This is a genomic window from Streptomyces sp. C10-9-1 (assembly GCF_024497955.1).
Taxonomy (GTDB): domain Bacteria; phylum Actinomycetota; class Actinomycetes; order Streptomycetales; family Streptomycetaceae; genus Streptomyces; species Streptomyces sanyensis.
The window spans coordinates 26540-49699 of the sequence record NZ_JANHKP010000007.1 but is presented as its reverse complement, the minus strand read 5'-3'; the positions used below and the strand labels follow the sequence as shown (position 1 = coordinate 49699).

The window sequence follows — 23160 nt, the reverse complement described above, 5'->3', positions numbered from 1 at the left end:
GCGGCGGGTACCGGATCCGGCCGGTGGGCATGGGCCACGGCCGGGGCCGCTCGTATGCTCGACGCATGAGCGATCACCAGGGCGACCACCGGGGTGGACGGCAGAACGGACCGCAGGCCGGGCGCGGGGGCGCCCGACCGGCGTCGCGACCCACCGAGAACGCCGTGCGCCGCGCGCTGAAGCGGGCCCGGGACGGCGTCGCACTCGACGTCTCCGAGGCCGCCGTGCTGCTCCAGGTCCGCGGCGCCGACCTCGACGACCTGGCCGCCTCGGCGGCCCGGGTGCGGGACGCCGGGCTGGCGGCCGCCGGGCGTCCGGGCGTGATCACCTACTCCAGGAGCGTCTTCCTCCCCCTGACCCGGCTGTGCAGGGACCGCTGCCACTACTGCACCTTCGCCACCGTCCCCGGGAAGCTGCGCCGGGACGGCCACGGGATGTTCATGTCCCCCGACGAGGTCCTGGAGATCGCCCGGCGCGGAGCCGAACTCGGGTGCAAGGAAGCCCTGATCACCCTCGGCGACAAGCCGGAGGACCGCTGGCCCGAGGCGCGCGAGTGGCTCGACGCCCACGGCTACGACGACACCCTCGCCTACGTCCGGGCCATGTCGGTGCGCATCCTGGAGGAGACCGGGCTGCTGCCCCACCTCAACCCCGGGGTGCTCGGCTGGACCGACTTCCAGCGCCTCAAGCCCGTCGCACCCTCCATGGGCATGATGCTGGAGACCACCGCCACCCGCCTGTGGTCCGAGCCCGGCGGCCCCCACCACGGCTCGCCCGACAAGGAGCCCGCCGTACGGCTGCGGGTGCTGGAGGACGCGGGACGCTCCTCCGTCCCCTTCACCACCGGCCTGCTCATCGGCATCGGCGAGACCTACGAGGAGCGGGCCGAGTCGCTGTTCGCCCTGCGCCGCGTCTCCCGCGCCTACCACGGCATCCAGGAACTGATCCTGCAGAACTTCCGCGCCAAGCCGGACACCCCGATGCGCGGCATGCCGGACGCGGAACTCGACGAGCTGGTGGCCACCGTGGCCGTCGCCCGGCACATCATGGGGCCCTCCGCCTGCCTCCAGGCACCGCCCAACCTGGTCGACGGCGAGTACGCGCGGCTGCTGGGCGCCGGGATCGACGACTGGGGCGGCGTCTCCCCGCTCACCGTCGACCACGTCAACCCCGAGCGCCCCTGGCCGCAGATCGAGGAACTCGCCGCGCAGTCCGCCGCCCTGGGCTTCGAGCTGCGCGAACGCCTCTGCGTGTACCCCGAGTTCGTGCACCGGGGCGAGCCCTGGCTCGACCCGCGCCTCAGGCCCCACGTGGCCGCGCTCGCCGACCCGGACACCGGGCTGGCCCGGGAGGACGCCCGTCCCGCCGGCCTCCCCTGGCAGGAGCCCGACGAGGCGTTCACGGCCGCCGGGCGCACCGACCTGCACCGCACCATCGACACGGAGGGCCGTACCGGCGACCGGCGCGCCGACTTCGACCACGTCTACGGGGACTGGGAGGCGCTGCGCGAGGCCGCCGCCCCCGGCATGGCGCCCGAGCGCATCGACGCGGACGTCCGACGGGCCCTCGCCACGGCGGCCGACGACCCCACCCGCCTCGCCGACGACGAGGCGCTCGCCCTGCTGCACGCCGACGGCCCCGCACTGGACGCGCTGACCCGGATCGCCGACGACCTGCGCCGCGACACCGTCGGCGACGAGGTCACCTACATCGTCACCAGGAACATCAACTTCACCAACGTCTGCTACACCGGCTGCCGGTTCTGCGCCTTCGCCCAGCGCCGCACCGACGCCGACGCCTACACCCTCTCCCTGCGCCAGGTGGCCGACCGGGCGGCGCAGGCGTGGGACGTCGGCGCCGTCGAGGTCTGCATGCAGGGCGGCATCCACCCCGACCTGCCCGGCACCGCCTACTTCGACCTGGCACGCGCCGTCAAGGAGCGGGTCCCCGGGATGCACGTCCACGCCTTCTCCCCCATGGAGGTCGTCAACGGCGCCACCCGCACGGGGCTGTCCATCCGCGAGTGGCTCACCGCCGCGAAGGAGGCCGGCCTCGACTCCCTCCCCGGCACCGCGGCGGAGATCCTGGACGACGAGGTCCGCTGGGTGCTGACCAAGGGCAAACTGCCCGCCGCGACCTGGATCGAGGTCGTCACCACCGCCCACGAGCTGGGCATCCGCTCCAGCTCCACGATGATGTACGGGCACGTCGACCAGCCACGCCACTGGCTCGGCCACCTGCGCACCCTCGCGGGGATCCAGGAACGCACCGGCGGCTTCACCGAGTTCGTCACCCTGCCCTTCATCCACACCAACGCGCCCGTGTACCTGGCGGGCATCGCGCGGCCGGGACCGACCGTCCGGGACAACCGCGCGGTGACCGCCATGGCCCGGCTGCTGCTGCACCCCCACATCCCGAACATCCAGACCAGCTGGGTGAAGCTGGGCGCGGAGGGCGCCGCCGAGATGCTCCGCTCCGGTGCCAACGACCTCGGGGGCACCCTCATGGAGGAGACGATCTCCCGGATGGCCGGCTCGGGGTACGGCTCGTACCGCTCCGTGCGCGAGCTGACGGCGATCGCCGAGGCCGCGGGCCGTCCGGCGCGCCCGCGCACCACCCTCTACGGCGAGGTGCCCGAGGAGCGGCGCCGCGCGGCCGCGGCCTCCGACGGGCACCTTCCGGAGTTGCTGCCCCTGCTGCCGGAGTGAGTGCGAGGGGCGCCGGAGGCCCCGGCCCCGGGGCCGCTCCGCCGGGGTCGCGCCGGGGACCGTGGCCCTGGGGCGCCCCGCCCCGTTCGATTACAGTGCTGGCCCGGGCAGAGTGTCCGTTCGACGTCGGGGGAGGGGCACGGTGAGCGCAGCCGCCGCAGCCGTGTGGGGCCGGGCCGAGCAGCAGGACTTCCGGGCCCGGGTACGCGGGGCCCTCCTCGGCGGCGCGATCGGGGACGCGCTGGGCGCCGGGGCGGCGGGGCGGTCCCTGGAGGAGCTGCGCACGGCCCACGGGCCCGAGGGCCTGGTCGGCCTCGTTCCCGTGGACGGGCGCCGGGGCGCGGTCACCGCGGCCACCCAGATGACCCTGTTCACCGTGGACGGGCTCATCCGCGCCCAGGTCCGTCGCGACACCGGGGCCTGGCACCCGCCGACCGACCTCCACCGGGCGTATCTGCGCTGGGCCGCCACCCAGCGGGACTGGGGCCCGGACGAGCGCCGCAAGGACAACGGCTGGCTGGCCGCGCAGGAGTGGCTCTACAGCCGCCGCAACCCCTCCCGCACCTGTCTGACCGGGCTCGGCGACACCACCATGGGCACCCTCCAGGCACCCAGGAACCCCACCGCGCGAGGCGCGGGCGCCCTGGTGCGGTCGGCCCCGTTCGGGCTGCTCGTGGGCTGGGAGCCCGAGCTGGTGTGCCAGCTCGCGGTCGAGTGCGCGGCGCAGACGCACGGGCACCCCACGGCGTACCTGTCGGCGGGGGCCTTCGCCGTGGTCGTCCACGGTCTGGCCCGCGGGGAGACGCTCGACGGCTCGGTGCAGCGGGCTCTCGCCCTGCTGGCGGCCCGGCCGGGCCACCAGCCCGTGACGGACGGCCTGCGGGAGGCGCTCGGAGCGGTGCGCCAGGGCATACCGGGCCCGGGCCGGGTGGCGGACCTCGCGGGCAGCGGGTACGCGGAGGAGGTGCTCTCCGTGGCGGTCTACTGCGCACTGGTCGGCGAGGACATGGGCCACGGACTGCGACTGGCCGTCAACCACGACGGCCCCTCCGACGCGACGGGCACCGTGTGCGGGGCGCTGCTCGGGGCCCTGCACGGGGAGACCGCGCTGCCCCCGGCCTGGCTGTGCGAACTGGAGGGGCGGGGCACCCTCCTGGAGATCGCGGACGACTTCGCCATGGAGATGACCCAGGGCCCCGCCCTGCACGGCCCGGGGGCGGCGGCCCCGGGCTGGCTCGCCCGCTACCCGCGCGTGACCGCCGAACTGACCTGAGCGCGGCCCCCTCCACCACCGCCACCACGCGACCCGGCGGCCGGCCCCGCGGCGGACAGGGCCGAGCCCCCTCGGCCGGGACGGCGATGCCAGTCGAGAGGGCTCACTGAAACGTGGCGCGGTGCGCACGGGGTTCGCACGCCGGACGGCTCTGACCGGCAGGGTGCCCGCGTTGGTGGCGGCCGCACCCTCCTGCGCCTGGCCGGTTCGCGTCGGGCGGTGCCTCAGGCGAGGTCGACCGCGGCCCGTGCCACGTCGCTGACGAACGAGGTCCAGGAACCGGGCCGGAAGGAGAGCTCGGGGCCCTCGGCGACCTTGGAGTCCCGCACGGAAATCGCCTGCAGGACAGGGGACTTGACTTCGACACAGGCACCGTTGCCCGTGGAGTACGAGGACTTCGTCCAGGTCTCCGTGGCACCCTGAATGATGGCCATGATTGCTCCGCTTCGGCGAGTGGGGGTGATGTGCGCCAACGTTCTCGCTGGCGTGATCGACGCTACTCGCCGGGCCGGTCGGGTGAGACGGGCGTTCACTCGACCGGATGGTATACATCAGGCGCCTCTTCCGTGACGCCCGTCCCGTGGTGTACCTTTCCGCGCTTCAGTCCGTGAACTCCTCCGGAGCGTCCTGCGCGTACTCCTTGGCGATCTTCGAGATGAACTGGCGCGTCTGGTCCGCGTTCAGGGCCTGGGCGCGCAGGTGCTCGTACATCACGCTGTACTTCTGCACGTCGTTGGCCTTCTCCAGGTACAGGTCGCTCGTCACGCCCTCGATGTAGACGACGCTCGAGTCCGAGGTGTCCGGGAACTCCAGGATCGCGTACTGCCCGTTGATCCCGGGGTGGGCGCCCATGTCGAACGGCAGCACCTGCACCGTGACGTGCGGCTGGTGGGACATCTCGACCAGGTGCTCCAACTGCTCCCGCATCAGCTGCCGTCCGCCGACGCGGCGACGCAGGGCCGCCTCGTCGATCACGGCCCACAGCCGCAGCGGCTGCTCCGCGTCGTGGACGCGCTCCTGTCGGCGCAGCCGCACGCTGACACGCTTCTCGACGTCGGGCAGACCGCTCTCCGGGAGTGCGCCCGCGATGAGCGCCTCCGCGTAGCCCCGGGTCTGGAGGAGCCCGGGCACCACCTGCGGCTCGTACACGCGCAGGCTGGCCGCGTCGGTCTCCAGGCCGATGTAGACGCTGTAGGGGATGTCGCCGAAGGCGTGCCACCAGCCCTGCTGGCGGGAGTCCTTGGCCATCTGCATCAGGGAGTCCACGATGCGGTGGTCCTCGACCTCGTACACCCCGCACAGGTCGCGGACGTCGCGCTGGCTGATCGAGCGGCGTCCGTTCTCCAGGCGGCTGATCTTGGACTGGGAGACGAGGAGCCGCTCGGCGACCTCCTCCGCCGTCATGCCCTTCAGTTCGCGGAGCCGGCGCAGCTCCTGGCCCAAACGGCGCCTCCTGACGGTGGGATTGACGTTGGACGCCACGGAAACTGCACCTCCGGCTGCGTTGCCTCGTGTTGCTGTGCGTATCTACCGTTCAGCAGACTGCCACCAAAGGGCGGGCCGCCGCTGCGAAACGGCCACAAACGCGAACGCGCGGAACAGCGAAGACGCTGTTCCGCGCGTTCTGCGGCTCCCGGACCGGGTCATGGGGACGTCGGTGCGGCGGTATCGCGGCGGTGCGGTGCGTGTCCGGGCGCCGTACGGCACGAGCGGTGCCCGGTGCGGGCGGTGCCGTGGCTGCCCGGCCGCCGGCGCGGGTGCGCCGGCCGTCCGCGCCTCGGGGGCGCGGCTCAGTGCGCGGCGACGCGGGCCATGCCGGTCCGGCGCGGCTGCATCGGCACGGGCCCGGTCTGGCGGGCCCCGCCCGCCGCCGACTGCCCGCGGCGCGGCTGCGCGGCCGCGCCGTTCTGGACGTCCATCACGGCGTGCGCCACCAGGCCGCCCATCGGGTCGTGCCTGATCAGGTCCCGCAGCCGGGACCGAGAGGAACGCCCCTCGTTGCCGGGGTACAGGTGCTTGCCGAGACCGACCGCGTGGGCCAGGGCGGCGAGCGCCGCGGTCCGCGGGTCCGGTGGTACGCCGGTACGGATCGCGCTGTCCAGCCGGGCCCGGATGTCACGGCTGATCGCCGTGTCCGTCGCCTGGTAGCGCGTCGTCGGCAGCACCCCGCACATCTGGCCCTCGACGGCATGCACCATGCCGCAGCGTTCCAGGTGCGAGAGGTAGATCTGGCGCAGCCCCAGCCGGGGCCCGCCGATCCAGTGGACCGCCCGGACCGGGCTGCCGCGCCTGCGCAGCAGCTCCAGTGCGGAGTCCAGCGTCGGATCTCCGGTCGGCCGTGGCATCACCACGGCGATACGATCCCCGTCAGGGGCTATCCGTCCTGCCAGAGCCAGCTCCACTAGCTGAGCTCCTGCCAGGCCGAGGTCGAGCGACTGCGGCTGCGCCGTGGTACCCGTGGCCGGGTCCAGAGCGAGCAGCAGAAGCTCTTCCGGAAGTGTTCTGCGGCTCCTGCCCATCCATGCCTCCCCGCGTGGATGAGTGACAGGGTGACCCCTCTCACATTGGTCTGTCGAGGGGGCCTGGGAGCTTTGTTAGGGAACCGATAGGTATGTCGTTCTCGTCTAGCACCGGAGCCAAGCGCTCACACAGGACACTGGTAGATGGTTCGGACACCGCCGGCCTCGGCGCCGAGGCCGGCGGTGGTACGAGTACGGCACGCATCATGCGTCATGGCATAGGCATGGCGCCATGGCGCGTGGCACATGACTCATGGAGGAGGCACGGTGGCGGGCGAGTCCCCCGACAGGTCGGAGCAGCGGGAGTCGTCGGGGGAGACGGCGGGGCGCGAGGGCGACCCGCGTCTCGCGATGTTCCGTGAGGGCCCCCCGGCATCCGCGGCCCCCGCGGCCACGGACCAGCGCACGGCAGTCTTCCGTCTCCCCGCCCCGGCGGGCGAGGGGGACGACCGCGAGACCGGTTCCGGCCCGGCGCGCGACGACCGCGACGGGCCGTCCGGCGAGGACGGCACGGCCGCCGAGGCGACGGGGCGCGACGGCGATGCGCGCCTGCGGGACGCGGTGGCCGAGTGGGTCGCGACCGAGGGTGACGGGGACCGGGAGTCCGACGGCCCCGACCGGGGTGGCGAGGGTGACGGGGCGGGCCGTCCGGCGGGCGCGAAGGCGCAGGCCGCGGGCACCACCGAGCAGAATGCTTCCTTCCGCGGCGAGGACACTCCTGCCGGGGGCGGTCGCGGCGCGGCGGGTCCCTCCGGCGGCGACGGGCCCGCCCGCGCGGACTCCCCGGAGGAGGAGGCCGACGACGAGGGCTCCGGTGCCTTCGGACCTCGTGGGCGGCGCGGGGAGGACGGGCCGGACGGGCCGGACGGCGGGGACGGCGCTCCCGCGGGCCGTTCCGGTACCGCGGCCACGGCGGACCCTGCCGATGCCGATGCCGATGCCGATGCCGATGCGGAGGCGGGTGCCGGCGCGGATGCGGAAGCCGATGCGGAGGCGGGTGCCGGCGCGGATGCGGAAGCCGATGCGGAGGCGGGTGCCGGCGCGGATGCGGAAGCCGATGCGGAGGCGGGTGCCGGCGCGGAGGCGGAAGCCGATGCAGGCGCGGATGCCGAGGCGGACGAGCCCGTCGGCGACCGGGCGTCCCGGGGCGGGGAGGGCGACGTGTCCTCCCGTGGCCCGGTGGACCAGCCGACCGCGGTGTTCACGACCCGGCCGCGCCCCACCGTGGACCAGCCGACCACGGCGCTCGCCGTACCGCGCGGCGGGGACACCGAGGGCCGCGGACCCGGCGTGACGGGCTCCGAGGGTTCCGGGGAGGCCGGGCGCCCCGCCGCGAAGGACAGCCCGAAGGACGCCGAGGGCACCCCCCGGGACGCCGTCGCCGTCGGCGACTCCCAGGGCCCCGGGGACTCCGAGGCCGAGCCTGCCGGGTCCGCCGGGGCCGGGGCCGAGTCCGCCGAGTCCGCCGAGGCCGGGGCCGAGCCTGCCGAGTCCGCCGGGACGGGGTCCGCCGAGGCCGGGTCCGGCGACGGGGGCGCCGGGGGTGCACAGGACGCCAGGGGCGCACGGGACTCCGGCGGCCTCCGGGCGAAGGGCGCCCCAGGGGCACCGGCGGGCAGTACCTTCGTGCCGCTCCTCCGCGACGACAGGGCCGCCCCGGCGCCCCGCCGGACCGCCCCCACCTCCTCCGACGCCCCGGAGGCCGACGCCCCGGGCACCGCGTCGGCGTCGCCTGCCCCCGCTGCCTCCCCGGCCGAGCGCCCCGACGGCGGCGACGCCGCCCCCGCGGCCCTCGGCGAGGCCGAGCGGACCAGGCAGCAGCCCATGCCGCCGCTCGGCGCGCTGGACCTGCTGGCCGAGCTGACCAACACCCCGCCTCCGCCGGAGACCCCGGTCCGGACCGTGGTGCGCCGGGTCAAGATCTGGACGCCGCTGGTCGCCCTGCTCCTGATCGCCTTCGCGATCGCACAGGCGGTGCGTCCGCTTCCGACGCCTTCCCTGGCCCTCTCCGCCGACGCGGAGTACTCCTTCGAGGGCGGGAAGCCGACCCTTCCGTGGCCCGGTGAGGGGCAGGGGCAGATCGCGGTGTCGGGCCTCGGGGTCGTCGGGCAGTTCGGGGAGGAGAAGCCCGTCCCCATCGCCAGTGTGACCAAGACGATGACGGCGTACATCATCATGCGCGACCACCCCTTCAAGCGGGGCGAGGAGGGGGAGAAGATCCCCGTCGACGCCCTCGCCGAGAAGGAGGGCGGCTATGACGCGACCAACGACGAGTCCACGCTGAACACCGTCAAGGAGGGCGACACGCTCTCCGTCAAGGACGCGCTCAGCGCGATCATGATTCCGTCCGCGAACAACGTGGCCCGGCTGGTGGCCCGCTGGGACGCGGGCTCCGAGGAGGCGTTCGTCAAGAAGATGAACGACACCGCCGAGGAGCTCGGCATGACCAACACCACGTACACCGACCCCTCCGGCCTGGACGCCGCGACCGTCTCCACGGCGGCGGACCAGGTGAAGCTGGGGCAGGCACTGGTCAAGAACAAGGCCATGGTCGACATCACCCGCCAGCAGGAGTGGTACGACCCGTCCGGGAAGCGCCACAGCAACTACAACACCCTGATGCCCAGGAACGGCGCCATCGGCATCAAGACCGGTTCCACCACCAAGGCGGGCGGCAACCTGCTCTTCGCCGCCTACAAGGACATCGGCGGCTCCACGCAGACGATCGTCGGCGCGGTCCTCGGCCAGCACAAGCCCTCCATCCTGGAGACCGTCAACGCCGTGAGCGAGGAGGTGCTGGTCGCCACGCGGGAGACGTTGCAGGCCAGGACCGTCGTCAGGAAGGGCGACGTCGTCGGGCACGTCGACGACGGGCTCGGCGGGCTGACGCCCGTGGTGGCGACCAAGGACCTGACGGTCGTCGGCTGGTCCGGTCTGACGGTCCGCTCCGGCATCACCGACGGCGGCAGGAAGGTGCCCGGCACGGCCGAGGCGGGCACGGTCGTCGGCAGCCTCACCGCAGGGTCCGGGGCCGGGACCATCAGCGTTCCGGTCGCCCTCCAACGGGACCTCGTCGAGCCGGGCTTCGGGGCGAGGCTGACCCGTATCGGCTGATCCGCCGGCCCTCCACCCGCGCGGGCGTCCCGTCGGTGACGGGGCGCCCGCGTGCTAGCGTCGCCGGGCAACCCCGGGGGCCTGCGGTGCGTCCTCCGGGTGAGGCGGGGAGCGCCGGAGGCGAGGACGGCGGGACGCGCTCGACACGGGGCAGACGGAACAGGACACAGGACCACGGGGAGAGCCGCAGTGACCACCGCCGAGCCCGTACGCGCGGACGACCGCACCACCGCCGCGCCCGGGCGGCCCTCCTCCGTCCGGCCCCCGCGAAGCCCCGGCGCCCCCTCCGGCCGGACCCCGGCTCCGGACAGGGAAGAGGACCGAGGCCCCGGCGGGGACAGGCCCCCCGCAACGGACCCCGCCCCGCGGGTCGGCGCCCTGCGCCGGGTCGCACGCCATCCGGTCACCCTGGTCACGGCGACCGCCGCACTGCTGCACGTGGTGTGGATCCTGTTCCTGGCCAACACCGGGGGCGACCTCGCCGCGCAGGACGCCTGGGCCGAGTTCGTCGGCCGCCACCCCGACTCCGCGTACAACCTCGCCTGGTACGGGGGGATGCACCCCGTCTCCTACAGCGTGGTGTCCCCCTATGTGATGTCCGTGCTCGGCGTCCGGACCACGATGATCGTCGCGGGCACGGTCTCCTCCGCCCTGACCGCGCTGATCCTGCTCCGGCTGCCCTCCGTGCGCAACCCGCTGGCCTGCGGCTTCGCCGGGGTGTTCGCCTTCCTGTGCAATGCGCTCTCCGGCCGGGTCACCTTCGGCCTGGGCATGATGTTCGCGCTCGCCGCGGTGGGCGCCTTCTTCTGCTGGCCGCACCGCCTGCGCCGGAGGCGGTGGGCCAAGGGGGCCGTCGCCGCCCTGTTCGCGGGGCTCGCCACGGCGGCGAGCCCGGTCGCGGGCCTCTTCCTCGGCGTCGTCGCCGCGGCGCTGTTCCTGTGCGGCCGCCGCCCCGGCGCCTACGCGCTGGGGCTCGCCCCCGTCGCCGTCGTCGGGCTCTCCGCCTGGCTGTTCCCCTTCTCCGGGACCCAGCCCATGTCACTGGGCTCGACCTCCCTGCCGTTCGTCTTCGGGGTCCTGGTCCTCCTCCTCGTGCCCGAGGACTGGCACACCGTACGGGTGGCCTCCGCCGTCTACGCCGTGGGCACGCTGCTGACCTGGTTGATCGACTCCCAGATCGGCTCGAACGTGTCCCGGCTGCCCATGCTGTTCGCCGGTGTGGCGCTGCTGGCCGCCCTGCCGTTCACCGTGCCGCGCTCGCGCCGCTGGTACGCCGTGGTGGTGGCCTTCGCCGGGCTCAACGTCTGGATCGGCTACAAGAGCGTGGACGACATCGTCCGCACCGCCCCCACCGCGTCCTGGAACCGTGAACTCGCGCCCCTCGTCGACCGGCTCCAGCGGGTCGGCGCGGAACGCGGCCGGGTCGAGGTCGTCCCGGCGAGCAGCCACCGCGAGTCGTCCGCCCTCGCCCCCTACGTCAACCTGGCGCGCGGCTGGAACCGGCAGGCGGACATGGAGCGCAACCCGCTCTTCTACGACAAGGACAGGCTCCTCACTTCGGCCGGCTACCGCGCGTGGCTGGACCGCTGGGCCGTCCACTTCGTGGTGCTGCCCGAAGGCCGCCCCGACCACAGCGCGGAGCAGGAGGCCGAACTCGTCGCGGACGGGCTGCCCTATCTGACCCGGGTGTGGGGCGACGAGAACTGGCAGCTGTTCGCGGTGAAGGACCCGGTCCCGCTCGCCGACCCCCCGGCGACCGTGCGCCACGCGGGGGCCGGGGAGCTCACCATCCAGGTGACCTCTCCCGGCCGGGTGCTCATCCGGGTCCCCTACTCGCCGTGGCTCGGCCTGGTGGCGGACGACGGCACGAGCGTCGAGGGCCCCCGGGAGACCGAGGCATCCAAGGCTCGCGAGGGCGGTCCGAAGACCTTCGACAACCCCCACGGCTGCCTGCTGAAGTCCGAGGAGGACGAGGAGGGCGACGAGTGGACCGAGCTGCTGGCACCCCGCGCGGGCGTCTACCGGCTGGCCGCGCCCTACCAGCTGCCGCGCGGCACCCCCTGCCCGGACGAGCTCCGCTGACCACGGCGTCCCGCCCACGGGCGGCGGCGGACGCGGCACTTACCGGCGTTCACACTTACGCCCGCCCGCGGGCTCGTGCATAGTGGTCCGCTCCGACGGTACGACGATCAGTCGGTCAGCAACGACGATCAGTCGGTCAACAGGGTCCGGTGCGATATGACGTGCGAACGGAACAGCGGCGTCCGCCCTCGGCGAGGCCGCCGCCTCCGCCACGGCCCGGGCGCGGTCCTCCTGGCGCTCCTCACCCTGCTGCCCCTGGCGTCCGCCTGCGCCCGGCCCGGTGGCGAACGAGGCGCCGTGCCGGGCCCGTCGGGCGGGACGGCCTCACCGGGCGGGATCGAGATCGGCGGCGTCCCGCAGCGGATCAGCCCGCCGCCGCGCCCGCCGGAGGAGACCGGAGCGGCCCCGCCCGCCACGCCCCGGCCCAAGGTCCCGCCCGCACCCGGTGCCCCCGACTCCGCCGCGCCGACCGGCCCGGTGTACGTCGCCTGGGCCGGGCCGGGCTGCTCCGGCGGGGGCGGCTACAGGGAGGACGGGCGCTACGTCAGCGGCGCCGAGGGCTGGTACACCGTCCGGACCGGCGGACACCGGGGGGACGGCTGCGACGGCAGCTTCACCGCCATGCCGATGTCCGGCGAGACCGGCCTGGACGGCGGCGGGAGCGCCACCTGGAGCTGGTACGTCGGCAGCGGGTACCGCACCTGCACCGTCGCCGTCCTCGTCCCGGTGGGCGAGCGCGCCCGGGACGCCGCGGGCAGCCCCTCCGTCTACCACGTCCTCTCCGACCCGGACGATCCCGCCAGTGTGGAGCGCTCGTTCGCCATCGACCAGGTGGCACTGCGCGGGCAGGGCGTCGTCGTCGAGCGGGTCCCGGTGCACGACCGGCGGCTGACCCTGCGGCTCCCGGACCGGGGCCGCGGCCGGGGCCTCGCCCACCACGGGGCGGCGCAGATCCGCGCCGAGTGCCGGCCGTGACCCCGTAACCGCCCCGCCCGGCCCGCCCGGCCCCCCGCCCCGCCCGGCCCGCCCGGCCCCCCGGCCCGCCCGGGTCCCGGGCTGCCGCACGCGCGGTCACCCGCCGGGCACGCGGGCCCCGCCCGCCGATGTCCGCCGCTCTTCGGACCAGCGGCGCAGGGCCAGTCCGAAGGCCGCCGCGGCGATCAGCGTCGGCACCGCGGGCAGGACCGCCAGGTTCGCCAGCCAGTCCGCGTTCAGGTGCCCGGTCCTGCCGCTGGCGTACCGGCACGTGGCCTGAGGAGGGAAGAACCCGTACTCCAGGGTGGCCGGGGGATGCGCACCCCACCCCCCGCCCGCCGCACAGGCCGAGGACGGCCCCGTGAGCAGCGGCCACCCGACGGGCACGTAGAGGAGCAGGAAGGCGGAGCCCATCGACAGCAGCATCGCCCCCGTACGGCGCAGGCCCGCGGCCGGAGTCGTCGGCACCACCAGCGGGCCGCCGGGGCGCGGGGCGAAGCACTCCGCGAGGAGCGCCCCCAGCAGGCAGACCACCAGCACGCCCATCGCCGCCCAGAGCAGCACGGCCAGCACCGTGCCGCTCCCGACGGACGACACCTCCCCGCCCTGGAACTCGCAGACGGTGGCCGGGGGATACGCCCGGTAGCGCACCCGCCGGAGCCCGCCGGGCCCCTGCACCTGCCCCTGCATGCACCGCTCGTCGAACTCCAGCATGCCGAAGAGCGCGACCAGGGAGCCCACCAGCACGACGGTGAGGGAGACCCCCGCCCCCGCCCACAGCCCGCCGGTCCGGTACCTGCCGTATGCATGTGTCCGGGACATCCGTGCACGGTAGCCGATACCGCCTTCGGCGCGGTCCGGCGCGGCCCGCCGCGGACGGGCCCGGTGGCCGACCGCGGCCCGCCCTCGCGGGCCGCGGCCGCACGGGACCTGACGCCCCGCCGGATACGGTCAGGCTCCCCGCACCGTGTCCGCGAGCGCCGCCGGGTCCCCGGGCAGGGCGTCGCCGCGCCAGGCGACATGGCCGTCCGGCCGGACCAGCACGAAGGCCCGCTCGTACAGCTTGGCCACCTCCTCGCCGCCCCCGCGGTGGACGGTCAGCGGCACCCCCCTCCCGGCGAAGGCGCGCTCCACCGCGTCCGTCTCCGCCTGCCCGGTGAGGACCAGCAGCACGAAGCCGCGCCCGAACAGGTCCAGGGTCGAGGTCGACTCCTCCCACCAGGCGTGTGCGGCGCGGTAGCCGGGTTCGCTGCCGGGACGCCAGTCGGCCGTCGGCCTGCCGTGGCGCACCGGCACCTCGGGGTCCTCGACGATCAGCGGCGAGCGGTAGCGCAGCCCGAAGTGGATCTCCGGGGCGTCGAACTCGCGTCGCGCGCCGCTGCTTTTCAGGCGTTCGGCGGTCTCGGCCCGGGCCCGGTCGCCCTCGGGCCCGTCCGCCAGGATGCCGGACGGCAGCTCCCGGCCCAGGGTGCGCTGGAGGTTCCGGTTGGCCTCGTCGAGGCTCTCGACGGCGATCGGCCTGCGCTCCGCCTCGTAGGTGTCGAGCAGTCGGGGACCGGCCCAGCCGTCGAGGGTCGCGGCGAGTTTCCAGCCGAGGTCGGCGGCGTCGGCGATTCCGGTGTTGAGTCCGAAGCCGCCGGACGGCGACAGGGTGTGCGCCGCGTCGCCCGCGAGGAGGACGCGCCCGGCGCGGTAGCGGTCGGCGACCCGGTGGGTCAGGTGCCACTCGCCGTCGCCGAGCAGTTCCACGGGGACGTCGAGGGCGACGGCCTGCCGGATCAGCTCCTCGGCGCCGACGCGGGCCACCTCGTCGGCGCCCACCACCAGGTTGTACAGGTCGCTGCCGTCCAGCGAACGGAGCGGGAAGCGCAGGGTCGGGGAGAGCATCAGGAAGTAGACGAGCGCGGCCCGTTCGCCCAGGCGCTCCCGCAGCCCGGGGGCCCGGAAGAGGATGTTGCGGAAGACCTGCGGCCGGTGGCGCGGCGGTGCCTCGATGCCGCAGGCCCGGCGGATCGGCGAGGCCGCCCCGTCGCAGGCGACGAGGTACCGCGCCCGGACCGTGCCGCTCGTGCCGGCGGCGTGGTCGGTGAGCACGGCGTCGACGTGCTCACCGCTCTGCTCCACCCGCTCGACGGTGGTGTTCAGCCGCAGCGGACCGTGGGGGCGGACGCCCACGGCCCGGGTCAGGACCGGGTTCAGCCAGTGCGCGGGGCAGATCTGGTCGGGCTCCGGCGTGTGCGCGAAGGCCGGGCGGTCGCCCGCGGTGCCGCGCCGGTAGCGGTACACCTCGTGGCCGCCGACCCGGGTCACCCAGGCGATGTCCAGCGGGTGGTCGGCCGGCCAGCCGGCGTCCCGGATGGCCCCGGCGAGTCCCCAGCGGCGGAACAGCTCCATCGACCTCGGGCCGATCGTGCTCACCTTGGGGTGCCGGACCGTGCCGTCCCCCGCGTCGGCGACCATGCAGTCGATCCCGCGGTAGGCCAGGTCCAGGGCCAGCGCCATCCCGACGGGGCCGCCTCCCGCGATCAGCACGTCGGTCCGTGCACCGGAATGCCTCATAGCGTTCCTGCCCTTCCTCATGGGTCCGTCCGGGGCGTCCCGGTCGCTCGTGGGGTGGTCACCGGGGCGCGGGGCGCCCGCACCGCGGCCCGGCCGCGGTGCGGGCCGGGCCGGGGGCTCCGGGAGGGCGGGACGGACCCTCCCGGAGCCCGCCGGGGCTCAGGGGCGCTCGGCCGTGACCAGCAGGCAGCCGAAGTCGTCCACGCCCGCCAGGTCCGCGGGGTGGAACGCGGCCTCCCCGAAGCCGAAGTTGCCCTCGTCCAGGGCCGCGGGGCGCTCCCCGGACGCACCGGCCGGGTCGGTCAGCTCCCGGCCGGTGCGCAGGGTGGTCTGCTCGGTGACGTCGAGCAGCTCGCGCACCCGCAGACCGGTGCGGTGGAGCATGGGGACGTAGTCGTCCACGTCCGCCATCGTCGCCATCAGCCCGCGGCAGAAGCTGTCGATGCCCGGGTGGCGCACCTCCTTGCGCGGCGCGCGCTCGAAGACGTCGGTGAGGACGAGCCGGCCGCCGGGGACGAGCACCCGGGATATCTCGGCCAGCACCTGCTCCCGGTCCGGCATGTGGCAGAGCGACTCCAGCGCCATCACCGCGTCGAAGGAACCGTCCGCGAAGGGCAGCTTCATCGCGTCGCCGTGCTGGAAGACGGCCCGGTCGGCGACCCCCGCCTCGGCCGCCAGGCGGTTCGCCGTCCTGATCTGCTCCTCGCTGATGCTGATGCCGGTGACCCGTGCGCCGGTGCGGTCCACCACTCGCAGGCCGGGGCCGCCCACGCCGCAGCCCAGGTCCAGGACGTGCGAGGAGCCGTCCACGCCCATCCGCTCGATGAACACGTCGGTGAGGCGGTCCATCGCGTCCTCGATCGACGCCTCGGAGTCCGGGGTGTCCCAGTAGCCGATGTGCACATTGGGGTTGAAGGTGCCCTCCCGCATGGCGTTCAGCGTGAGCCGGTCGTACAGCTCGCCGACGGCCTCCGGGACGGGCGTGTTCACAGCGGGATCGGTCATGGCAGCGGCCTTTCGGTTCGTGGGGTGCGGGGTTCGTGGGGTGCGGGTCGGTGCCGCGGCGCCGGTGGCGCGCGGGTGCCGGGCCCGGTGGGCGCCGGGGCGGCCCGGGCCCCGGTCCGGTGGCGGCCGGGGCGCCGTCGGGGGGCCACCGCCGCGTCCACAGCATCGCGCCGCGGGGGCGGCCGTGCGGCGGGGTGCGGCAGAACCCACGCGTTCACGCGGGTGCCGGGCGCCCGCCGCGTGGCGGCGGGGCGGCCCGGGCCGCGTGCACCCGCCCGCGGCAGGGCGCCGCAGGGGATGCGCGGGCGGGCGGCGGGGGTGCTCAGGCGTCGGAGGCCACCCCGGCACCGGGCACGAGCCCCCGCTCGATCTCCCGGCAGCGTGCGTAGTCCGGCAGCAGGCCCTCCTCCCGGGCCCGGGCGAGCGTGGGCGCCGCCCGGTCGCGGTCGGAGAACACGGGCTCGAAGTCCCCGGTGACGGGCAGCCCGAGCGCCGGGTCGAGCACGGACAGGGCCAGTTCGTTCTCGGGCACGTAGGTCCCGGAGAGCATGTACGCCATCACGGTGTCGTCCTCCAGGGCCACGAAGGCGTGGCCCACGCCCACGGGGAAGTAGCTGGCCCGGTGGTCCTCCTGGTCCATCAGGACCGCGTCCCAGCGGCCGAAGGTCGGCGAGCCCACCCGGATGTCGACCACGATGTCCAGGGCCCTCCCGCGCGCGCAGTACACGTACTTGGCGGTCCCGGGAGGCGTCGAGGTGTAGTGGATGCCGCGCACCACGCCGCGCCGCGACACGCTGTGGTTGGTCTGCGCGACGGGGAACAGCGGGGCGCCGTGGGCCTCCTCGAAGGCCTCCCGCTGGAACGGCGAGAGGAACCGTCCCCTTTGGTCGGGGAAGACGCGGGGGGTGAACTCCAGCGCGCCCTCGACGGCGAGTTCGCGTGCCTTCATGACTGCTCCCGGGGTTCGGTGGTGGTGTCTCGGCGGGCGGTCCGGCGGCGGGGCGCCGGGGTGGGCGGAACCAGCGGCCTCACAGCGTCTCCAGCACCTCGCGCAGCGCGTGGACGACCTTGTCCTGGAGGTCGCGGGGGAGCGAGGGGTACATCGGCAGCGAGAAGATCTCGCCCGCCAGCCGCTCGGTGACGGGGAGCGAGCCCTCGGCGTATCCGAGGTGGGCGAAGCCGCTCATGGTGTGCACCGGCCAGGGGTAGCTGATGTTGAGGTGGATGTCGTAGGCGCGCAGCCGCTCGATGATGTCGTCCCGCCGGGGGTGGCGCACCACGTACACGTAGTACACGTGCTCGTTGCCGGGGGCGGTGCGCGGCAGCTCCAGCGAGGTGCCGGCGAGGCCCTCGGCGTAGCGGCGGGCGACGGCGCGGCGGCCCTCGACGTAGCGGTCCAGGCGCCGCAGCTTGCGGCGGAGGATCTCCGCCTGGACCTCGTCCAGGCGGCTGTTGTGGGCGGGTGTCCGGAGCGTGTAGTAGCGCTCCTCCATGCCGTAGTAGCGCAGCTGCCGCAGCCGCCGGTCCACCGAGGCGTCGGAGGTGAGCACGGCGCCGCCGTCGCCGTAGGCCCCCAGGACCTTGGTCGGGTAGAAGGAGAAGGCGGCCGCGTCGCCCGTCGTCCCGGCCGGGGTGCCGCCCTGGCGGGCGCCGTGCGCCTGGGCGCAGTCCTCCAGTACGGCGAGCCCGTGCCGCTCCGCCAGCTCCTTCAGCGGGGCCATGTCCACGCACTGCCCGTACAGGTGCACCGGCAGCAGGCAGCGGGTCCGGTCCGTGACCGCCGCGGCCACCTGGTCGGTGTCCATGAGGAAGTCCTCGGCGCGGACGTCCACGAAGACGGGGGTGGCGCCCGCGGCGTCGATGGCGACCACGGTGGGGGCCGCGGTGTTCGACACGGTGATCACCTCGTCGCCCGGCCCGATGCCGAGGGCCTGGAGCCCGAGGGTGATGGCGTTGGTCCCGTTGTCGACGCCGACGCAGTGGTCCGCCCCGTGGTAGGCCGCGAACTCCTCCTCGAAGCCGCGCACGCTCGCGCCGAGCACGAGCTGCCCCGAATCGAAGACCGTCTCGACGGCGTCGAGGATGTCCCGGCGCTCGGCCTCGTACTCCGCCAGGTAGTCCCATACTCGCGTGGTCATGCGTATGCCTCTCGAAGTGCTGCGGCGCGGGCCGTGGTGCGGCCGGGCGCCCGGGATGGGTGGTGTCTCGACGGCGCGGCCCTCACCGCTGCCCGCCGTCCTGCCGGGCCAGACCGGCGACGGTGCGCCGCAGCCCCTCCGCGAGGGATGTCCGGGGCTGCCAGCCGGTGGCCGCCCGGAACGGGGAGGAGTCGATGGTGACGCTCTCGAAGTCGGTGGTGGGGGCGTGCGGCGGCGGCGCCACGGCTTCCACGGCGACGGGCGTGCTCCCGGTGGTGTCGGCCACGGTCCGCGAGACCAGCCGGAAGACCTCGCCGAGGGCGTCGCCCCGGCCGGCGCCGATCAGCCAGCGGCCGCCCACCAGCGGCTCCGGGTGGTCGAGCGCCGCCGCGAACGCCTCGGCGACGTCGGCGACGTGGACCAGGTCGCGCCGCACGGTGCCGTCGTGCCACATGGTGAGCGCCTGGCCGGAGAGCGCGCGCCGCACCATCGCGGAGACGACCCCCCGGTCGGCGGCGCCCGCGACCGCGCTCTCCCCGAACACCGTGGGCAGCCGCAGGCCGATGCCGCGGACCCGGCCCTCCGCCGTGGCCCGGAGCAGGGTCCGCTCCGCGGCCAGCTTCTGCCGGTCGTAGGCGGTCCGGGGGCGGTCGGGCTCGGTGCCGTCGAGCGGTTCCCGCGGCGGGACGCCGACCTGCGAGGCGGCCCCGCCGTAGACGACCAGCGGGGGCGCCGCACCGGCCCGCGGGCGCAGTACCTCGACGAGGTCCCGCATCACGCCCACGTTCACGCGCTCGGCCCCCGGGTCGGTCTCGGCCGCCCGCCAGCCGCCGTCCCCGAGCAGCAGGTGCACCACCGCGTCGGAGCCCGCGACGGCCTCGGCGAGCGCGGCCCGGTCGGTGAGGTCGGCGGTGACGACCTCCGCCGCGGTCCGCCCGGGCGGCGGCGCGGTGGGCCGGCGTGCCACCAGCCGCAGGCGGACCGGGCGGTCGGCCAGCGCCCGGACGACGGCGGAGCCGACGAAGCCCGAGGCGCCGAGCACGGTGACCAGTGGGCCGGTCGTGGGGGTGTCCTGCATGTCACATCCCTCCCCGGGTGCGTGCCGCGACGGCGTTGAGGCAGGCCAGGAGCGTGCGGGCCTCCACGTTGAGGTAGTGGCCGTGCCGGGTGAGCGCCCTGAGCTGCGCCGGTGTGGCCCACATGTAGCCCGGGGGCGGGTCGAGCGCGGCCGCCGTCCCCTCGGCGTCGACCACCAGGTAGCGGCTGGTGGCCCCGAGGAAGCGCCCGCCCTCCTCGGAGTGGAGGGCCTGGTAGCGGATGCGCGGGGGCGGGGCGGCCAGGACGGCGTCGAGGAAGGGCGGCTGCTCCGCCGGGGACAGGTGGGCGTGGTTGCCGGGGGTGCACTGGACCGTCGGTGCCAGCTCCACCGTGTCCAGGAAGCCCCCCTCGGCACGGGCCTGGACCAGCACGTGCTCGACGCCGCCGACCTCGCGGACCAGGAAGGCAGTCACCCCCGTGCCCACCGGTTCGATCAACGGCTGGGTCCACCCGGCGACTTCGCGGTTGGTGCCCCGGACCGCGACCCCGGCCACCCGGAAGTAGCGGCCGTCCTCGTGCTCGATCGCCTCGGGTCCCCGCTTCCAGCCGCGCACCGAGGCGAGCGGCACGCGGCGGGCGCGTACGTCGCGGCGGGAGCGTTCGCCGGTGAACCAGGAGAGCAGCTGGGCGTCGGAGAGCAGCGCACCGGGGGAGGTGTCCGGGTAGGGCGCGCAGGACAGCACGGTGCGCGCGTTCATGTTCACCAGCAGGTCCAGGTGCAGGAGTTCGGCGATCTGGCCCAGGGTCAGCCAGCAGAAGTCCGGCAGTTCGGGAACGGCGTCCGCCGTCTCGACGATCATGTTCCGGTTGGACTTGCGGAAGAACCAGGAGCCCTGCTCGGACTGGAGGACGTCGACGATCACCCGGTCGGGGTCGGGCCGGACGAAGTGGTCGACGAGGCGGACGTCCGTACCCCCGTGGGCCCGGGTGTAGTTGCTGCGGGTGGCCTGCACCGTCGGGGAGAGCTGGAGCAGGTTGGGGTTGCCCGGCTCCATCTTGGCCTGCATCAGGAAGTGCAGCACCCCGCCGATCTCCTTGGCCAGGATGCCCAGGATGCCCACCTCGGGCTGGCGGATGACGGGTTGCTGCCAGTCGCGGCGGGGGCCGTCGCCCGCGGGGCCGTCGTGCTCCACCACGTGCATGCCCTCGACGGTGAAGAAGCGGCCGCTGCGGTGCACCAGGTTGCCGGTGCCCGGTTCGGCCGACCACGCGTCCAGCTCCGCGAGCGGTATCCGCTCCACCCGGAAGACGTGCGCCCGGCGGCGCTCGGCCAGCCAGCCGGGCACCTCCGCGGTCGCGAGGTGCGCCCCGCGGGCCGTCGCGGCCGACAGGGCGAGGCGCTCGGCCTGCTCGCGGCTCTCGCGGGGGCGCAGCGCGGCCGGGGCAGGGGGCGGTGGACCGAGGCGTGACGGCATCGTGGAACTCCCTGTCTGCGTCTGCGGGTGTCTCGGCGGAGGGGGGCGCTGCCGGCAGCGCCCGCCCGGTCAGGTCCGCTGGGCGGTGATCAGCACGTAGCCGGTGTCCGGGTGCTCCCCGAACGCGGTCATCAGCTCGGCCGCGGCGGTGACCCGCTCCGCCGCCGGGGCGTCCAGCGAGGCGGCGATCTCCCGGAAGGCGGCCGCCGCGTGCCCGTAGCTGGGGCGCACCTGCTCGCCGATGTCCGCCAGCTCCCCGAGCCGCCAGCCGGACCCGGCCAGATGGGCGCGGTGCTCCTCGGGGGTGCTGATCGAGGCGATCTCGTACATGCCGAGCATCCCGTCGAGCAGTTCCCGGTCGCCGCCGGTGAACGGCCTGCGCAGGCACAGGTCGGCGACGGCCAGGCGGCCGCCCGGGCGGACCACGCGGTGCAGCTCCGCCAGGGCGGCGGTCCGGTCGCCGATGTGGAGCAGCGACTCGATCGCCAGGACGCCGTCGAAGGACGCGTCCTCGAAGGGGAGGTCCACGGCGTCTGCGAGCAGGAAGGCGGTCCGGCCGCCGGCCCGGTGGTCCCGGGCCCGGGCGGACGCCTCGCCGACCTGCTGCGCGCTCACGGTCACGCCCGTCACGCGCACCCCGCGGGAGGCGGCGATGCGCAGCGCCGGGACGCCGTTGCCGCAGCCCACGTCCAGCAGGTGCGTGCCGCGCTCCGGGGCGAGGCGGTCGGCGACCAGGTCGGTCAGCCGGTCGGTGGCCTCGTCGACCGGGATGCCGGAGCCGGAGCCGTCCGCCCAGTACCCGACGTGGATGTTGCCGCCGAGGGCGTTCGTGGTCCCGGCCTCGGCGAAGGCGTCGTACGTGCGGCCGACGTCCCCGGGGGCGGTCTGGGGCTGCTGTGTCATCGGTGCCTTCCTCGTGTGCGCTGCGGGGGAGGGCCGACGCCGCTCGGGGCGGCGCGGGCGGGTCGCTCGGGGGCGGTCGGCCCGGTCAGGCCGGGCGGGGCGGACAGGTCGAGCAGCAGGCGCGCCGGGCCGTGGAAGACCATGTCGTCGGCGTACTCGACCCGGTGGCGGCCGCGGTCCAGGCCGGGGAGCGCGTCGAGCAGCGCCCCGAGCCCGATCTCCGCCTCGGCGCGGGCCAGCGTCGCGCCGAGGCAGTAGTGGATGCCCACCCCGAAGCCCAGGTGGCGGTCGGCGGGGCGGTGCACGTCCAGGACGTCGGGCCGCGCGAAGCGCTCCGGGTCCCGGTTGGCCGAGCCCAGCAGGGCGACCACCCTGCTGCCGCGCGGGACCTCGTACGGGCCCAGGCGGGTGTCCCGGCAGGCCCAGCGGGTGACCGCCTGCACCGGCGCGTCGAGGCGGAGGAACTCCTCGACGGCCCCCGGGAGCAGCCCGGGGGAGGAGCGGAGCTCGGCCAGGGCCTCCGGATGCGCGCGCAGTGCCAGCACGGCCTTCGCCAGCAGGTTGGTGGTGGTCTCGTGCCCGGCGGTCAGCAGGTGGACGCAGCTGCCCACCAGGGCGTCCGTGCTCAGCGGCCCGCCGGCGTCCCGGGCGCGGACGAGGAGGGTCAGCAGGTCGCCGCGGTCGTCCTCCAGCCGCTGCCGCGCCTCGCGGCGGAAGTAGCGGTCCAGCTCGGCGGCGGCGGCCTCGGCCCGCGGGTAGCCGCCCCCGCCCCGCCGGGAACGGGTGCTGCCCGCCTCCTGGAGGGCCAGCGCCTGCTCGCGCAGCCAGCCCTGGTCCCCGGCCGGGACGCCGAGCAGTTCGGAGACGACGAGGAGGGGGAACGGGGCCGCGAAGTCCTCGACCAGGTCGGCCTCCCGCCGCCCGTCGAGCCGTGCCAGCAGGTCCCGGGCGATCGCCGCGATGCGCGGCCGCAGACCGGTGACGACGCCCGGGGAGAACTCCGCGCCCAGCAGGGAGCGCAGCTCGGTGTGGCGCGGAGGGTCCATGAACACCAGCCAGTTCTCGACCACCGTCCGCAGGGTGCGGTAGGCCGCGGGGACGGGGACGGGTGCCGCGGCGGCGGCGCCCGGCGGCGCCGTCCCCGGGTCCCGGCCGTAGTCCCGGCTCGACAGCACCCGGACGACCGCCTCGTACGAGAAGGCGTAGTACGTGTCGGGCCCGTCCTCGGCCGCCGGGGTGCGGTGCACCGGGGAGACCTCCCGGTAGCGCCGGTACACCGGGTAGGGGTCCGCGATGTCCCTGGCGTCCCAGCCCTTCAGGTCGAACCGCGGCAGCGTCGCGGATGGCATGCGGTGGGTCTCCTTCGGTCGG

17 protein-coding genes are annotated in these 23160 nt (G+C 75.2%); 5 read left to right on the top strand and 12 right to left on the bottom strand.

Features of this window, described 5'->3' with window-relative positions; genetic code table 11:
• Nucleotides 1–65 precede the first annotated feature (65 nt).
• Together NPS70_RS11475 and NPS70_RS11470 are read left to right on the top strand one after the other, a co-directional pair.
• Complete coding sequence (locus NPS70_RS11475; RefSeq protein ID WP_256524056.1) at nucleotides 66–2708, top strand: bifunctional FO biosynthesis protein CofGH; 2643 nt, start codon at nucleotides 66–68, stop codon at nucleotides 2706–2708.
• Between the two features lie 142 nt (nucleotides 2709–2850).
• A complete protein-coding gene (locus NPS70_RS11470; protein ID WP_256524055.1) occupies nucleotides 2851–3981 on the top strand; it encodes an ADP-ribosylglycohydrolase family protein in 1131 nt (376 codons plus the stop codon).
• Between the two features lie 224 nt (nucleotides 3982–4205).
• Here NPS70_RS11470 and NPS70_RS11465 read toward each other — a convergent pair whose 3' ends face one another.
• The 3 genes from NPS70_RS11465 to NPS70_RS11455 form a co-directional block, all read right to left on the bottom strand.
• Nucleotides 4206–4415 carry a DUF397 domain-containing protein gene (locus NPS70_RS11465; protein WP_256524054.1) on the bottom strand — a complete coding sequence of 70 codons (210 nt, stop codon included), beginning with the start codon at nucleotides 4413–4415 and terminating at the stop codon, nucleotides 4206–4208.
• Between the two features lie 166 nt (nucleotides 4416–4581).
• Entirely contained in the window at nucleotides 4582–5463 is an 882-nt protein-coding gene (locus NPS70_RS11460; RefSeq protein ID WP_256524053.1) for a helix-turn-helix transcriptional regulator, read from the bottom strand.
• Nucleotides 5464–5771: 308 nt separating this feature from the next.
• Nucleotides 5772–6500, bottom strand: a complete 729-nt coding sequence (locus NPS70_RS11455; RefSeq protein ID WP_256524052.1) for a GPP34 family phosphoprotein — start codon at nucleotides 6498–6500, stop codon at nucleotides 5772–5774.
• 246 nt (nucleotides 6501–6746) lie between these two features.
• On the opposite strand from NPS70_RS11455, the gene NPS70_RS11450 reads away from it, so the two are divergent.
• The 3 genes from NPS70_RS11450 to NPS70_RS11440 all read left to right on the top strand — a co-directional run bounded on the left by NPS70_RS11450 (nucleotide 6747) and on the right by NPS70_RS11440 (nucleotide 12671).
• A complete protein-coding gene (locus tag NPS70_RS11450) occupies nucleotides 6747–9614 on the top strand; it encodes a serine hydrolase (RefSeq protein WP_256524051.1) in 2868 nt (955 codons plus the stop codon).
• 189 nt (nucleotides 9615–9803) lie between these two features.
• Complete coding sequence (locus NPS70_RS11445) at nucleotides 9804–11696, top strand: MFS transporter (RefSeq protein ID WP_374211982.1); 1893 nt, start codon at nucleotides 9804–9806, stop codon at nucleotides 11694–11696.
• Nucleotides 11697–11852: 156 nt separating this feature from the next.
• Entirely contained in the window at nucleotides 11853–12671 is an 819-nt protein-coding gene (locus tag NPS70_RS11440) for an adhesin (protein WP_256524050.1), read from the top strand.
• A 96-nt stretch (nucleotides 12672–12767) separates the two neighbouring features.
• Here NPS70_RS11440 and NPS70_RS11435 read toward each other — a convergent pair whose 3' ends face one another.
• The 9 genes from NPS70_RS11435 to NPS70_RS11395 form a co-directional block, all read right to left on the bottom strand.
• On the bottom strand, nucleotides 12768–13493 hold the full coding sequence (locus NPS70_RS11435; protein WP_256524049.1) for a hypothetical protein: 726 nt from the start codon (nucleotides 13491–13493) through the stop codon (nucleotides 12768–12770).
• Between the two features lie 129 nt (nucleotides 13494–13622).
• Nucleotides 13623–15230: an FAD-dependent monooxygenase gene (locus NPS70_RS11430; protein WP_256524048.1), complete on the bottom strand. Its 1608-nt coding sequence runs from the start codon at nucleotides 15228–15230 to the stop codon at nucleotides 13623–13625.
• A gap of 159 nt (nucleotides 15231–15389) precedes the next feature.
• Nucleotides 15390–16235 carry a cyclopropane-fatty-acyl-phospholipid synthase family protein gene (locus NPS70_RS11425; RefSeq protein WP_256524047.1) on the bottom strand — a complete coding sequence of 282 codons (846 nt, stop codon included), beginning with the start codon at nucleotides 16233–16235 and terminating at the stop codon, nucleotides 15390–15392.
• 322 nt (nucleotides 16236–16557) lie between these two features.
• Nucleotides 16558–17184 (bottom strand): dTDP-4-dehydrorhamnose 3,5-epimerase family protein, encoded by a 627-nt coding sequence (locus NPS70_RS11420; RefSeq protein WP_256524046.1) that lies wholly within the window; start codon nucleotides 17182–17184, stop codon nucleotides 16558–16560.
• A gap of 79 nt (nucleotides 17185–17263) precedes the next feature.
• On the bottom strand, nucleotides 17264–18373 hold the full coding sequence (locus NPS70_RS11415) for a DegT/DnrJ/EryC1/StrS aminotransferase family protein (protein ID WP_256524045.1): 1110 nt from the start codon (nucleotides 18371–18373) through the stop codon (nucleotides 17264–17266).
• Nucleotides 18374–18455: 82 nt separating this feature from the next.
• Complete coding sequence (locus NPS70_RS11410) at nucleotides 18456–19451, bottom strand: NAD(P)-dependent oxidoreductase (protein WP_256524044.1); 996 nt, start codon at nucleotides 19449–19451, stop codon at nucleotides 18456–18458.
• Nucleotide 19452: 1 nt separating this feature from the next.
• Nucleotides 19453–20886 (bottom strand): NDP-hexose 2,3-dehydratase family protein, encoded by a 1434-nt coding sequence (locus NPS70_RS11405; RefSeq protein WP_256524043.1) that lies wholly within the window; start codon nucleotides 20884–20886, stop codon nucleotides 19453–19455.
• Nucleotides 20887–20955: 69 nt separating this feature from the next.
• The gene (locus NPS70_RS11400) at nucleotides 20956–21789 is read right to left on the bottom strand and encodes a cyclopropane-fatty-acyl-phospholipid synthase family protein (RefSeq protein ID WP_256524042.1); all 834 of its coding nucleotides are present in this window, start codon (nucleotides 21787–21789) and stop codon (nucleotides 20956–20958) included.
• Entirely contained in the window at nucleotides 21786–23138 is a 1353-nt protein-coding gene (locus NPS70_RS11395; protein WP_256524041.1) for a cytochrome P450, read from the bottom strand. Before NPS70_RS11395 ends, NPS70_RS11400 begins: the two co-directional genes overlap by 4 nt.
• Nucleotides 23139–23160: the final 22 nt, after the last annotated feature.